General features: G+C 57.0%; 13 protein-coding genes. 7 read left to right on the top strand and 6 right to left on the bottom strand.

The annotated features are described in order from the left end of the window. Window positions 1-17: 17 nt before the first annotated feature. From galE to RQI55_RS19260, 3 genes are all read right to left on the bottom strand, one after another. Window positions 18-1001 carry a UDP-glucose 4-epimerase GalE gene (gene galE / locus RQI55_RS19270; protein WP_243255010.1) on the bottom strand — a complete coding sequence of 328 codons (984 nt, stop codon included), beginning with the start codon at window positions 999-1001 and terminating at the stop codon, window positions 18-20. 133 nt (window positions 1002-1134) lie between these two features. Then, complete coding sequence (locus RQI55_RS19265; protein WP_243255011.1) at window positions 1135-1554, bottom strand: hypothetical protein; 420 nt, start codon at window positions 1552-1554, stop codon at window positions 1135-1137. 9 nt (window positions 1555-1563) lie between these two features. After that, window positions 1564-1905: a DUF883 family protein gene (locus tag RQI55_RS19260; protein ID WP_042617707.1), complete on the bottom strand. Its 342-nt coding sequence runs from the start codon at window positions 1903-1905 to the stop codon at window positions 1564-1566. A gap of 224 nt (window positions 1906-2129) precedes the next feature. On the opposite strand from RQI55_RS19260, the gene nspC reads away from it, so the two are divergent. Together nspC and RQI55_RS19250 are read left to right on the top strand one after the other, a co-directional pair. Then, window positions 2130-3227, top strand: a complete 1098-nt coding sequence (nspC, locus tag RQI55_RS19255) for a carboxynorspermidine decarboxylase (protein WP_243255012.1) — start codon at window positions 2130-2132, stop codon at window positions 3225-3227. Between the two features lie 45 nt (window positions 3228-3272). Further along, on the top strand, window positions 3273-4511 hold the full coding sequence (locus RQI55_RS19250) for a saccharopine dehydrogenase family protein (protein WP_192068071.1): 1239 nt from the start codon (window positions 3273-3275) through the stop codon (window positions 4509-4511). 122 nt (window positions 4512-4633) lie between these two features. Here RQI55_RS19250 and RQI55_RS19245 read toward each other — a convergent pair whose 3' ends face one another. Continuing rightward, window positions 4634-4888, bottom strand: a complete 255-nt coding sequence (locus RQI55_RS19245; protein ID WP_042617704.1) for a DUF2934 domain-containing protein — start codon at window positions 4886-4888, stop codon at window positions 4634-4636. 290 nt (window positions 4889-5178) lie between these two features. Here RQI55_RS19245 and RQI55_RS19240 point away from each other — a divergent pair, with 290 nt between their 5' ends. From RQI55_RS19240 to RQI55_RS19220, 5 genes are all read left to right on the top strand, one after another. Then, window positions 5179-6252, top strand: coding sequence for an enoyl-CoA hydratase/isomerase family protein (locus tag RQI55_RS19240; protein WP_243255013.1), 1074 nt, complete (start codon window positions 5179-5181; stop codon window positions 6250-6252). Window positions 6253-6395: 143 nt separating this feature from the next. Beyond that, window positions 6396-7382, top strand: coding sequence for a thiosulfate ABC transporter substrate-binding protein CysP (gene cysP / locus RQI55_RS19235; protein ID WP_311273268.1), 987 nt, complete (start codon window positions 6396-6398; stop codon window positions 7380-7382). A gap of 67 nt (window positions 7383-7449) precedes the next feature. After that, entirely contained in the window at window positions 7450-8277 is an 828-nt protein-coding gene (gene cysT, locus RQI55_RS19230) for a sulfate ABC transporter permease subunit CysT (protein WP_243255015.1), read from the top strand. A 4-nt stretch (window positions 8278-8281) separates the two neighbouring features. Next, window positions 8282-9163, top strand: coding sequence for a sulfate ABC transporter permease subunit CysW (gene cysW, locus RQI55_RS19225; RefSeq protein WP_243255016.1), 882 nt, complete (start codon window positions 8282-8284; stop codon window positions 9161-9163). Further along, a complete protein-coding gene (locus tag RQI55_RS19220) occupies window positions 9160-10191 on the top strand; it encodes a sulfate/molybdate ABC transporter ATP-binding protein (protein WP_243255017.1) in 1032 nt (343 codons plus the stop codon). Before cysW ends, RQI55_RS19220 begins: the two co-directional genes overlap by 4 nt. 170 nt (window positions 10192-10361) lie before the next feature. On the opposite strand, the gene RQI55_RS19215 is transcribed toward RQI55_RS19220, so the two are convergent. Further along, window positions 10362-11798 carry an NAD-dependent succinate-semialdehyde dehydrogenase gene (locus RQI55_RS19215; protein ID WP_192068080.1) on the bottom strand — a complete coding sequence of 479 codons (1437 nt, stop codon included), beginning with the start codon at window positions 11796-11798 and terminating at the stop codon, window positions 10362-10364. A 284-nt stretch (window positions 11799-12082) separates the two neighbouring features. After that, the gene (locus RQI55_RS19210) at window positions 12083-13270 is read right to left on the bottom strand and encodes an acyl-CoA dehydrogenase (RefSeq protein ID WP_042617698.1); all 1188 of its coding nucleotides are present in this window, start codon (window positions 13268-13270) and stop codon (window positions 12083-12085) included. Window positions 13271-13296 lie beyond the last annotated feature (26 nt).

Raw genomic sequence — 13296 nt, 5'->3', positions numbered from 1 at the left:
TTTCTCGGGCGCTGAGCCTAAAGGCTTTCGTTGCGGGAAGAGTGCCAGCGCCATGCGGAGCTGATAATGTCTTCCAGCGTGTATTGCGGTTCCCAGCCAAGCACTTCGCGTGCCTTGTCATTGTTGGCAACGAGTGTCGTGGAATCACCTGCGCGGCGCTCGGCATATTCCACCGGGAAGGGGCGGCCTGAGACTTTCGAGATCGTATCGAGCAATTCCTTGACGGTCGTTCCCGTTCCGGTTCCGAGATTGAGCTCAACCGTTTCGCCACCATTCCAAAGATATTCGACAGCGCGAATATGGGCGTCGGCCAGATCCAGAATGTGGATGTAGTCACGCACACAGGTGCCGTCGCGGGTTTCATAATCCGTGCCGAACACCTTGAAGCCTTCACGGCGTCCGAGCGCTGCCTCGATGGCAAGCGGAATGGCATGGGTTTCAGGCTTGTGCCATTCGCCGATGCGTCCTTCAAAATCCGCGCCTGCCGCGTTGAAATAGCGCAGCATGACGGATTTCAGGTCCTTATAGGTGCTGTAATCCTTCAACGCCTGCTCAACCACCCATTTCGTGCGGCCATAGGGGTTGATCGGCGCCTGCGGATGCGTCTCATCCAATGGCACGCGCTCAGGCAGACCATAGGTGGCGCAGGTGGAGGAGAACACGAAGGCTTTTACGCCCGCATCCATGGTCGCAGACAGAAGCGTCAGCGCGCCGATGACGTTGTTGTCGTAAAAGGACACCGGGCTTTTAACGGATTCGCCCACTTCGATCAGGGCTGCGAAATGCAGGACGGCATCGGGCTTGTATTTGGCGAAAACCTCGTCGAGGCGCGCCTTGTCCCTGATGTCACCCTGCTCGAAAGGTCCCCAGCGCACAAATTCTTCGTGGCCGTTGGAAAGATTGTCGAAAACGACAGGCTCATAGCCGCGTTCGGCGAGCAGCATGCACGTGTGGGAACCGATATATCCGGCACCGCCAACAACAAGGACTTTTTTCCGCATCCAGCGTTTTCTCCATTACGAACCGTTGGCAAACTGCCTAACATTTTGTCGTCAGAAGGGCAGCGGAATTTTTCGCAGGTGCAAAAATAAAGCCGCCTTCCGGTGTGGAAGGCGGCTTTGCGATTGAATGGTCTTATTTCTTCTTCAGGATCGTCGTTCGTGTCGCCACGTAACCGACCGCAATTGCCGTCAGCAGCGTTACGAACGGTCTTGCGGCGAGCGCACTGCCTGCCAGTGATTGCGCCGCAAGCGGCGCAGCGGCAAGTGGCATCACAGGTGCTGCAGCGTAGACGCGTGGTCTGCGCTTAATGGCAAGAGCAACCAGCATAAAGACGCCAAGAAGGAATGCGCCACCTGCAATGACGAGTGCGGCAGGGCCAGCACCGATTTCATCTGCAAGGTAGATCGCACCGCCCACAAAGGCCGCGACGAAGGCAATCAGGAAGAAAACGCTCGCCAATGTCCACAACAGGATTGTGGACTTGATGCGGCGTGTTACCATCTGGCCTTCCCGCTGCGTGTCGCCAAGATAAAGCAGAAGCGATTGAAGCATCTGCTCGCCTTAACGACGGGTAACGAGGGCGATCAGGAAGCCCGCTGCAACCGCAATGCCGAGCGACTGAAGCGGGTTCTTCTGAACCTGATAGGTCAGGTTGTCATTGATGGACTGAATTTCGTTGCGAACAGTCGCGACAGTTTCTTCGCCAGCAGCCATTGCGTCATCTGCAGCACGCGAGGCGCGAGCCTTGACTTCATGCGATACGCCAGCGCCCAGTGCCTTAACGCTGCCAGCCAGGTTGGCCAGATCTTCGCGAAGCTGAGCAAGCTGCGCAGAAACTTCTGCTGCATCCGCATCTACGCGGGCTTCGTTGATGTTGTCTTCTACGTCGCGAACCGTCGCCATGATGTTTCCTTTGCTGAAATTAAGTCAAAACGCCGTGCTTACGGCTCACACTTGGTCCTCAAACGTAGCGGAGCGGTTTTTGTTCCGCCAGCGGGCATGTGCGTTTAAAAAACGCAGCGATTGCAGAATCTTTTGCGCGGGTTTGTTTTCCTGTCACAAGCATCATATAAGGCCCCACACAAGACGACATGATTTCCTATCCACGACAATGATGTGACCGAGAAATGCTGCAAACACCCTATTACCTGATCGACAAGGCAAAGCTCCTCAAGAACATGGAGAAGATTGCTTATGTGCGCGAAAAATCCGGCGCGAAGGCTTTGTTGGCGCTGAAGTGCTTCGCAACGTGGTCGGTGTTCGATTTCATGTCGCAATATATGGATGGCACCACGTCGTCGTCTCTTTATGAGGTGCGTCTGGGCCGTGAGAAATTTGGTGGCGAAACCCATGCCTATAGCGTGGCCTATGCCGATTACGAGATCGATGACGTCGTTGCCAATGCCGACAAGATCATCTTCAACTCCATCAGCCAGCTGGAGCGTTTTGCCGACAAAGCATCCGGCATCACACGCGGCCTGCGCCTGAACCCACAGGTATCCTCGTCCACCTTCGATATCGCCGATCCGGCTCGTCCGTTCAGCCGTCTGGGCGAGTGGGATGTGTCGAAGGTCGAAAAGGTTATGGACCGCATTTCCGGCTTCATGATCCACAACAATTGCGAAAACGGTGACTTCGACCTGTTTGACCAGATGCTGGGGCAGATCGAGGAAAAATTCGGCTCGCTGCTGGCACGTGTTGAATGGGTCAGTCTTGGCGGCGGCATTCACTTCACGGGCGAAAACTACCCCATCGACCGCTTCTGCGATCGTTTGAAGGAATTCTCGGAAAAGTTCGGCGTCCAGGTGTTTCTGGAGCCCGGCGAGGCTTCAATCACCAAGAGCACGACGCTGGAAGTCACGGTTCTCGATACGTTGTACAACGGCAAGAACCTCGCCATCGTCGATAGTTCGATTGAAGCCCATTTGCTGGATTTGCTGATCTACCGCGAAAACGCCAAGGTTTTGCCCAATGAAGGCGATCACTCTGTCATGGTGTGCGGCAAGTCCTGCCTTGCGGGTGATGTATTCGGCGAGTTTCGCTTCGAACATGAGCTGAAGGTTGGCGACCGCGTCTCATTCCAGGACACGGCCGGTTACACCATGGTCAAGAAAAACTGGTTCAACGGCGTGAAAATGCCGACGATTGCCATCAAGGAACTGGACGGCACCATCACGACCGTCCGTGAATTCGACTTTGCCGATTTCGAGCAAAGCCTGTCTTAATCACTCCAACACAATCCCTGCGGGGAAAAGGGGGCATCACCTGAAATGAAGAAGAACGTTCTCATCATCGGCGCCGGTGGCGTAGCACAGGTCGTGGCGCATAAGTGCGCCCAGAACAGCGATGTATTGGGAGACATTCATATTGCGTCACGCACACAGGAAAAGTGCCGCAAGATTGTCGAGTCCGTACGCGAAAAGAAGAGCCTCAAAACCGATGTAAAGATTGAGGCCCATGCGCTTGACGCTATGGATATCGAGGCCACGAAAGCCTTGATTGTGAAGACTGGTGTTCAGATCGTCATCAATGTCGGTTCGGCTTTCGTCAACATGTCCGTTCTTCGTGCCTGCATGGACACAGGTGTTGCCTATATGGATACGGCCATCCATGAGGATCCGACCAAGATTTGCGAAAATCCGCCATGGTACGGAAATTACGAATGGCAGCGCGCTGCCGAATGCAAGGAAAAGGGCATCACCGCCATTCTGGGCGTTGGCTTTGATCCGGGCGTGGTCAACGCCTATGCGCGTCTGGCCAAGGATGAGTATTTCGACAAGGTCACCTCCGTCGATATCGTCGATATCAATGCCGGTAGCCATGGTCGCTGGTTCTCGACCAACTTCGATCCTGAAATCAATTTCCGCGAATTCACGGGCGTAGTCTACTCCTGGCAGAACCAGCAGTGGCAGACCAACCAGATGTTCGAGGTCGGCCAGGAATTCGACCTGCCGGTTGTTGGCAAGCAGAAGGCCTATATGACTGGCCATGACGAAGTGCATTCGCTGTCCAAGAACATGGATGGTGCCGATGTGCGCTTCTGGATGGGCTTTGGCGATCACTATATCAACGTCTTCAACGTTCTGAAGAACCTCGGCCTTCTGTCTGAAAAGCCGGTCAAGACAGCCGAAGGTCTGGAAGTCGTTCCCCTCAAGGTGGTGAAGGCCGTGCTGCCGGATCCATCGTCGCTGGCGCCTGATTATGTGGGCAAGACCTGCATTGGCGATATCGTGAAGGGTATCAAGGACGGCAAGGAAACCGAAGTCTTCATCTACAATGTGGCAGACCACAAGGATGCCTATAATGAAGTCGGTAGCCAGGGCATTTCCTACACGGCTGGCGTTCCGCCCGTCGCTGCCGCGATGTTGATTGCATCGGGCGAATGGGATGTGAAGCAGATGGCCAATGTGGAAGAGCTGCCACCGCAGCCATTCCTCAACATTCTGAACAGGATCGGTCTTCCAAGCCGCATCAAGGATGAAAATGGCGACCGCGCCCTGACATTCTGATCCTTCGAGAATACAAAAAGCCCCGCTTTGCGAACTGATCCCGGACCTTTCAAATGGCCGGGATCATTCACAGCGGGGCTTTTTTTTGTCTTGAGATTGATTGTGAATGGCTTGGGAGGGCGCTACTTGGCTGCGGATTTGCGGGCTTTGGCTTTGGGTTTCTCGGCAATAGCTTCTGCGGCTGCCTCGGCGGCAAGCGCAAGTTTCACGTCTGCTTTCTTGCGGTGCGTTGGCTTTGTCGCCTTCGATTTCTGAAGAAGCGCATATTCCCCTTTGGCCTGCTGCCAGTGGTCGGAATCCCGGCCATGCGGCCGCCCCTCTTGCTCCCACAACGTATAGGCGCGCTTGCTGATCCAATCAATTTCTGAAACTGGCATCTATATCTCCCGTTAGAATGTCCTGTCAGCAGCCAGTATGTGGCTGCCTGCATGCGCCGGCCGCAACGCTGGACAGGGAAAGCGCGCCGGTATTTTACGTGACCATTACATGCCATGATTCGCAGATGCGTCAAGTGAATTTGGTGCACTGCAAAAAGCTGTAATTCCCGTTTTACGAGCATTTTCATTGATCGCATCGAGCCCTATCCTCGAGTACGGAACAAATATTCTTGCGTAAGGTTCCCACGGCATCCAAACTGCCGCCCATCACTTTGTTTTGAGGAGGCGACATGCCGCATCCAGCACCATTGGCGGATGACATCATTATCGCAACGCAGGGCTCGGCGGGTCTCATCCGCCTCGACAGGCCCGCTGCGATCAACAGCCTCAATCAAGCGATGGTCTCTGGCATGAAGGCAGGGCTGGACGCTTTCCTGCGCAATCCCGAGGTTATCTGCGTGATCCTGTCCGGCGAGGGAGAGCGTGGCCTGTGCGCTGGCGGCGATGTGCGCCAGATCCATGCGACGAGAACCGAGAGCGAGGCAGATCGCTCACGGTTCTGGCGTGAAGAGTTTCCGCTGAACCACACGATTTCCGGATATCCCAAGCCTTATGTGGCGCTGATGGATGGTATCGTCATGGGCGGTGGCGTGGGTATTGCGGCCCATGGACAATATCGCATCGTCACAGAGCGTACGCGCCTTGCCATGCCGGAAACGGCCATTGGCTATTTCCCCGATGTGGGGGCGACATGGCTGCTTCCCCAAGCGCCGGGTGAGGCGGGAACTTGGCTTGGCCTGACAGGCCGGGAGATCGGCGCGGCGGATGCCATCCATATGGGACTTGCGGACTATCATGTTGCAGCCGAACACCTTGACGACCTCGTGCAGGCACTGGGCGATGTCGTTGCTGCGGCAGATGTCGGTGCTGTAATCGAGCGTTTCGCCAGTGCGCCCAAGGTCGATGGGATCGTTGCCCGCCACCAGAGGGATATCGATGCCGCCTTCGGCTTTGACACGGTCGAGGAGATATTTGCAGCTCTGGCATCTGTCGATGATGATTTCGCGCGCGAGACGCTCACCACCCTCAAGTCACGGTCGCCAACCAGTCTCAAGCTCACCTTGCGCCTGTTGCGGCAGGGGCGGGAAAGCTCTGGTCTTGTCGAATGTCTTGAGCGCGAATTCGTGGCGGGCTGCGAAGTCTTGCGCAACCATGATTTCGATGAGGGCGTGCGCGCCGCCCTCATCGACAAGGACCGCAAACCGCTGTGGCGTCCTGCCGCGTTAGGCGAGATCCGCGAGGACGAGTTGGATCGATATTTCGTCGCAAGCCAGCCACCGCTCTTCACCGACCACCGTCTCTGACATAACAGCGCAATATCCGTTCGGATATTCATGTGCAGAAAGTAAAACTTTCTAGGATGACCTGACGATCGGGTGGCTGGTTCCTCGCGCCATCCAGGCTGCGTCCGTATCCTGTTCTCCAAATTGGTGCTCTGGGGAATTTCATGAAACGGATCATGCTTATCGGTGCTGCTGTTACAGCGCTTCTATCGACATCTGCGACAGCGCAAGAGCCGAAGACGCTTCTCAATGCGTCCTATGATGTTGCCCGCGAGGTTTTTGCAGCGGAAAATGAAGCCTTCGTGAAGGCGCATCCGGGCGTTACCATCGACCAGTCCCATGCGGGCACGTCCAAACAGGCCCGCGCCATCGTTGAAGGCCTTGAGGCCGATGTCGTGACCTTCAATCAGGTCACTGACATTGATTTTCTGGTCAAGCAGGGCTTCGTCTCTGCCGATTGGGCCAAGAGCTTCCCCAATGATGCGTCCCCATTCTATTCCTTCCCGTCCTTCCTCGTTCGCGCCGGAAACCCCAAAAACATCAAGGATTGGGATGATCTGGTCCGGGACGATGTGAAGCTGGTTTTCCCGAACCCGAAAACATCAGGCAATGCCCGCTACACCTATCTGGCAGCGACAGCTTACGCCAAGGAGAAGTTCAAGGGTGATAATGCCCAAGTGCAGGACTTCATGAAGAAGATCTTTGCCAATACGCCCGTCTTCGATACTGGCGGCCGCGCAGCGACCACCACATTTGTTGAGCGCGAAGTGGGCGATGTGTTGATCACGTTTGAGGCCGAGACCCGTGGTATTGCCAAGCAATACGGCAAGGACAAGGTTGAAAGCGTGGTTCCGTCCGTCAGCCTTCTCTCTGAATTCCCTGTCGCAGTGGTAGACAAGGTTGTCGACAAGCGCGGTTCGCGTGAACTGGCTAAGACCTATCTGGATTTCCTCTATACCGAGGAAGGTCAGCGCGTTGCGGCCCAGTTTGGCCACCGTGTCCACAATGAAAAAGTCGCTGGTGAATTCAAAGCCGAGTTCCCCGAAATTCGCCTCGTCAACGTCAATGATGTGTTCGGTGGCTGGGACAAGATTCAGAAAGAGCACTTCGCATCCGGCGGCGAGCTTGATGGACTTTTCGGCAACCGCTAAGCAGTTTCGGATTGAGATAGCATCGACCCGGCGGACCTCCGCCCGGGTCGATTTTCCATGATAGGGGATGGGTTTGAGACGCAATGTATTGCCGGGGCTTCGATTATCCCTTGGCGTCACCCTGCTTTACGTCGGCATCATCGTCGTGCTGCCGCTGGCCGCCCTTGTGTTCAAGGCTGCAAGCCTCGGCCCCGCTGAATATTGGGCCATCATCTCGTCTCCCCGCGCCGTTGCCAGCTACCGCGTCACGGTTCTCTGCGCACTTGCCGCCACGCTCTTCACCACGGTGTTCGGCCTCGCGCTGGCCTGGGTTTTGACGCGCTATCGTTTTCCCGGCTGGCGTCTGGTTGATGCGATCGTCGATCTTCCCTTTGCCCTTCCAACGGCGGTGGCGGGCATTGCGCTGACGGCGCTGTTTGCTGGTAATGGCTGGTTCGGCGCTGCCCTTGCCCATCTGGGCATCAAGGTTGCCTATACGCCGCTTGGCATCATCATCGCCATGGCTTTTACCAGCCTGCCCTTCATCGTGCGCACCGTGCAGCCGGTGCTGGAAGATCTGGATCCGGCGCTGGAAGAAGCGGCGCAATCGCTCGGCGGATCGGATTTCACGATTTTCCGAAAGGTCATTCTGCCCTTGCTGACGCCTGCCATTCTGGCGGGCCTGTCGCTCTCCTTTGCCCGTAGCTTAGGGGAGTTCGGGGCCATCATCTTCATTGCCGGAAACCAGCCATTCTCGACGGAAATTACAGCCCTTCTCGTCTTCATCCGGTTGGAGGAATATGACTATCAGGCCGCTGCCGCCATTGCTTCCGTGCTGCTGATCACCGCCTTCGTCATGCTTGCCGTCACCAATTATCTTCAGACGCGCGCCTTGCGTTACACGGTGAGGAGTTGAGGAGATGAGCGCCCATTCCAACCATCGCAAGCCGCCGCGTGTGGGTGATGCCCCCTGGGTACGCCGTGGGCTGATCGCCTTTGTGCTCATCACCGGAGCCTTCCTCTTCGTCGCGCCGTTGATCATCATCGGCGTCGAGGCCTTTTCCCAAGGCTGGAAAACCTATTCGGCGACCATCAGCCATCCCGATACGCGCCACGCCATCATGCTGACGGTCATCACCGCGCTGATTGCGGTGCCGATCAACACTGCCTTTGGCGTTGCCGCCGCGTGGTCCATCACCAAATTCGATTTCAGGGGGCGGCGTCTGCTGCTGGTTCTCATCGAAATCCCCTTTTCGGTCTCGCCCATTGTGGCGGGCGTGGCCTATCTCTTTGTCTATGGCCTGCAGGGTCTGCTTGGACCGCTGCTTGCCGCCTATGACATGAAGATCCTGTTTGCCCTGCCGGGCATCGTCATCGCCTCGATGTTCGTCACCGCGCCCTTCGTGGCGCGCGAGTTGATCCCGCTGATGCAGGCGCAGGGGCGTGATCTAGAGGAGGCAGCTACCTCGCTTGGCGCTTCCGGCTGGCGCACCTTCTGGTCGGTAACCTTGCCGAATATCAAATGGGCGCTGCTTTATGGCGTCGTGCTTTGCAACGCCCGTGTCATGGGTGAATTCGGTGCCGTATCCGTCGTCTCGGGCAATATTCGCGGCCAGACCAACACGCTGCCGCTGCATATCGAATTGCTCTACCACGATTATCAGGCCGCAGGTGCTTTCGCCTCGGCATCCATTCTCGCAGCCTTGGCTGTCGTCACCATCATCGCCAAGGTCGCGCTGGAAAAGCGCGGGGCAGGGCGTGGCGCCAAGAAATCCGCTGCCGTTACGGAGACACTGTCATGAAAATCCGCCTCGAAAATGTAGTGAAGACCTTCGATACATTTAAGGCCGTGCGGGACGTGTCGCTGGATATTGAAAGCGGCGAGCTTCTGGCGCTTTTGGGGCCATCCGGCTCCGGCAAGACCACGATCCTGCGCATGGTGGCCGGGCTGGAATATACCGATGGTGGCCAGATCTATTTCGGTGACGAGGATGCCACCAACATCCCGGTGCGGGACCGTGGCGTCGGCTTCGTGTTCCAGCATTACGCGCTTTTCCCGCATATGACGCTGCATGAGAATATCGCCTTCGGCATGAAAGTGTCGAAGGTGAAGCGCGACAAGGCGGCTATAGACATCAGGGTCGATGAATTGCTTGCGCTGGTGAAGCTCGATGGTTTGGGTGAACGGTTCCCGGCCCAGATTTCCGGTGGCCAGCGACAGCGCGTGGCGCTTGCCCGCGCCTTGTCCGTTGACCCCAAGGTGCTGCTTTTGGACGAACCCTTCGGCGCGCTGGACGCGAATGTGCGCCGCGATCTGCGCCGCTGGCTTCGTGAAATTCACACCGAACTCGGCATCACCACCATTTTCGTCACCCATGATCAGGAAGAAGCGCTCGATCTCGCAGACCGTGTCGTCATTCTCAATCAGGGTCAAATCGTCCAGCAAGGCACACCGAAGGATGTCTGCCGACAGCCGAACTCGTCCTTCGTCATGCGGTTTCTGGGAGATGCGAACCGCATTCAGGGCACCGCGCGTTCGGGCAAGGTTTTCGTCGGTTCAGCCGAGGTACCCTTCGCCTATGGACAGGCCGATGGCCCGGTGGAGATTTTTGCCCGGCCGAATGATCTGGAATGGGAAGATCTGCATGGTGGCATTCCAGCGCAAGTCACCCGCGTACTGGACCGCGCAGGCGACCGCCGCGTGATCGCGTCCACCATGGAAGGCGATCTCTTGGAATTCGATGTTCCGCCCGAGACGAATGTCGAAGCGGGCGACCACGGCCACATCGTTATCCGCCGCGCCAAGATTTTCCCGTCTGAAAAGGCTTGAGTGCCGCCGAGATACACGAACCAACCCCCATACTGACGTCATGTCAGGGCTTGTCCCGAGGATCTAACCACGTTTGATGTTGGGATTCGTTAGATGCTCGGGACAAGCCCGAGCATGACGGTTTTATAAGCAAAAAGCCCGGCGTTTCCACCGGGCTTTTCTTTTGATGATTAGTTCATCTGGCTGACGAAGCGCGTTTCGAGATACGCACCGACGGCTTCCGAGCCGCCTTCCGTGCCGTAGCCCGAATCCTTGATGCCGCCGAAGGGCACTTCTGGCAGGGCAAGGCCGTTGTGGTTGATGGTCAGCATGCCAGCTTCGACCTGACGGCCAAGTTCGTGTGCTGTCTTGACCGAGCCGGTGAAGGCGAAGGAGGCTAGGCCGAATGGCAGGCGGTTCGCTTCCGAGATCGCGTCATCGAAGGACTTGAAAGTGTTGACGATGGCAACGGGGCCAAAAGGCTCGTCATTCATGATCTTGGCAGATGTCGGCACGTTGGCCAGCACGGTTGGCTCGAAGAAGTTACCCTTGTTACCAATGCGCTTGCCGCCGGTCTTCAGTTCTGCGCCATGGGTGATGGCATCCTGAATGAGGGCTTCCATCGCTGGAATGCGGCGCTCATTGGCGAGAGGGCCCATGGTGACGCCGTCTTCCAGACCGTTGCCGACCTTGATGGCTTCAGCAGCTTTCACGAAGCCATCCATGAACTGGCTGGCAACGCCTTCCTGTACGAGGAAGCGTGTCGGCGCAACGCAGACCTGACCGGCATTGCGGAACTTCGACATGGCCATGATTTCGACGGCCTTTTCGATGTTTGCATCATCGAAAATCATGACAGGCGCGTGGCCGCCCAGTTCCATCGTGGCGCGCTTCATGTGCTTGCCAGCGAGTGCTGCAAGGTGCTTGCCGATGGGTGTGGAGCCAGTGAAGGAAATCTTGCGGATGACCGGATGCGGGATCAGGTATTCGGAAATTTCAGCTGGTACGCCGTAAACCAGGTTGATGACGCCTGCTGGAACGCCTGCATCCACAAAGGCGCGGATGAGTTCTGCCGGTGAGGCAGGTGTTTCTTCCGGTGCCTTGACGATGATGGAGCAGCCAGCGGCGAGTGCCGCGGAAAGCTTGCGCACGATCTGGTTGATCGGGAAGTTCCAAGGCGTGAAGGCGGCCACTGGGCCGACAGGCACCTTGATGGCAAGCTGCGAAACGCCGGTTGCGCGGGCAGGGATGACCTGACCGTAGGTGCGGCGGGCTTCTTCGGCAAACCAGTCGATCGTGTCGGCAGCGCCCATGACTTCCATGCCGGATTGCGCAATAGGCTTGCCCTGTTCGCGGGTCATCAGCCAGGCAATCGTGTCCTTGCGCTCACGCAGAAGGTCAGCTGCCTTGCGCATGATCTTGGAACGGTCATAGGCAGATGTTTCGCGCCAGACCTTGAAACCCTTTTCGGCAGCGTCGAGCGCCAGATCCAGATCGGCCTTTTCAGCATGGGCGATAGCGCCGATGATTTCGTCTGTTGCAGGATCGGAAACGGCAATGGTCTTGCCCGAGAGCGCATCGCGCCATTCGCCGTTGATGAGAAGCTTGATATCGGGATAGCTGTGCATTCGAAATACCTTCGTAACTTGACCGACCGGCAGGTGTGCCGGTGCCTTCGTTTAATATGCGGTCTCGGAATTTACCGGTGCTGCATGACATGTTTTCCATGGTGGAACAATCGAAGGCAGCGAAACCGGATATGGCAAATGGATTGCCAGAGACGATGATGACATCTCTATAATAATTCGTATAGCGGCGGTTTCAACCGTCAGCCGGATTAAAAAGTATTATTTATTTCGCATTGCAGCAAAAACCGGCGGCAGAGTGCCGCCGGTTGCTTGAGCGTGTGATCTTAGAAGAACGCCTGAATGCCGGTCTGTGCGCGACCCAGGATCAGCGCGTGCACGTCATGGGTGCCTTCATAGGTGTTCACCGTCTCCAGGTTCTGCGCGTGGCGCATGACGTGGTATTCGATCTGGATACCGTTGCCGCCGTGCATGTCGCGGGCCTGCCGGGCGATATCCAGCGCCTTTCCGCAATTGTTGCGCTTGACGATGGAAATCATCTCCGGTGCCATCTTGTGGTCATCGAACAGACGGCCGACGCGCAGGGAGGCCTGAAGGCCGAGGGTGATTTCCGTCTGCATGTCGGCCAGCTTCTTCTGGTAAAGCTGCATACCGGCCAGCGGCTTGCCGAACTGCTTGCGGTCCATGCCATATTGGTGGGCGCGGAACCAGCAGTCTTCGGCCGCACCCAGCACACCCCAGGAAATGCCGTAGCGCGCACGGTTGAGGCAACCAAACGGACCCTTGAGGCCGGAAACGCCAGGCAGCAGCGCGTCTTCGCCCACTTCCACGCCGTCCATAACGATTTCGCCTGTTATGGATGCGCGCAGCGACAGCTTGCCGCCGATCTTGGGGGCAGACAGGCCCTTCATGCCCTTTTCAAGCACGAAGCCACGGATCTCGTTGTCATGCGCTTCGGACTTCGCCCAGACGACGAAAACATCGGCAATGGGCGAGTTGGAAATCCACATCTTCGAGCCACGCAGGCGGTATCCACCGGCAATCTTTTCGGCGCGGGTCTTCATACCGTTCGGGTCAGAACCGGCATCCGGCTCCGTCAGGCCGAAGCAGCCGATCAGCTCGCCAGATACGAGACCCGGCAGATACTTGTCCTTCTGCTCTTCCGAGCCATAGGCAAAGATCGGGTAGATGACGAGCGAGGACTGCACGCTCATCATCGAGCGGTAGCCGCTGTCGATGCGCTCGACTTCGCGCGCCACAAGCCCATAGGCCACGTAGCTGGCTTCGGCAGCGCCGTATTTTTCAGGAAGCGTGACGCCCAGAAGGCCGGTCTGTCCCATCAGGCGGAAAAGCTCGGGTTCGGAGGTTTCGGAAAGATAGGCCTCGTTGATGCGCGGCAAAAGCTCCGACTTTGCAAAGGCGGCTGCCGTATCGCGGATCATCCGCTCGTCGTCGGTGAGTTGGTCTTCCAGCAGAAATGGGTCCTGCCAATTGAATGATGCGCGTTCGCTCACGATAAATCTCCACAATTGCTGGGGTA

The organism is Rhizobium sp. WCS2018Hpa-16, assembly GCF_031843705.1.
Taxonomy (GTDB): domain Bacteria; phylum Pseudomonadota; class Alphaproteobacteria; order Rhizobiales; family Rhizobiaceae; genus Agrobacterium; species Agrobacterium tumefaciens_C.
This window is presented reverse-complemented; position numbering and strand designations above follow the sequence as displayed.

Coding starts and splice junctions, on each gene's coding strand:
- galE (WP_243255010.1), bottom strand. CDS start 1,001: ATGCGGAAAAAAGTCCTTGTTGTTGGCGGTGCCGGATATATCGGTTCC.
- RQI55_RS19265 (WP_243255011.1), bottom strand. CDS start 1,554: ATGCTTCAATCGCTTCTGCTTTATCTTGGCGACACGCAGCGGGAAGGC.
- RQI55_RS19260 (WP_042617707.1), bottom strand. CDS start 1,905: ATGGCGACGGTTCGCGACGTAGAAGACAACATCAACGAAGCCCGCGTA.
- nspC (WP_243255012.1), top strand. CDS start 2,130: ATGCTGCAAACACCCTATTACCTGATCGACAAGGCAAAGCTCCTCAAG.
- RQI55_RS19250 (WP_192068071.1), top strand. CDS start 3,273: ATGAAGAAGAACGTTCTCATCATCGGCGCCGGTGGCGTAGCACAGGTC.
- RQI55_RS19245 (WP_042617704.1), bottom strand. CDS start 4,888: ATGCCAGTTTCAGAAATTGATTGGATCAGCAAGCGCGCCTATACGTTG.
- RQI55_RS19240 (WP_243255013.1), top strand. CDS start 5,179: ATGCCGCATCCAGCACCATTGGCGGATGACATCATTATCGCAACGCAG.
- cysP (WP_311273268.1), top strand. CDS start 6,396: ATGAAACGGATCATGCTTATCGGTGCTGCTGTTACAGCGCTTCTATCG.
- cysT (WP_243255015.1), top strand. CDS start 7,450: ATGGGTTTGAGACGCAATGTATTGCCGGGGCTTCGATTATCCCTTGGC.
- cysW (WP_243255016.1), top strand. CDS start 8,282: ATGAGCGCCCATTCCAACCATCGCAAGCCGCCGCGTGTGGGTGATGCC.
- RQI55_RS19220 (WP_243255017.1), top strand. CDS start 9,160: ATGAAAATCCGCCTCGAAAATGTAGTGAAGACCTTCGATACATTTAAG.
- RQI55_RS19215 (WP_192068080.1), bottom strand. CDS start 11,798: ATGCACAGCTATCCCGATATCAAGCTTCTCATCAACGGCGAATGGCGC.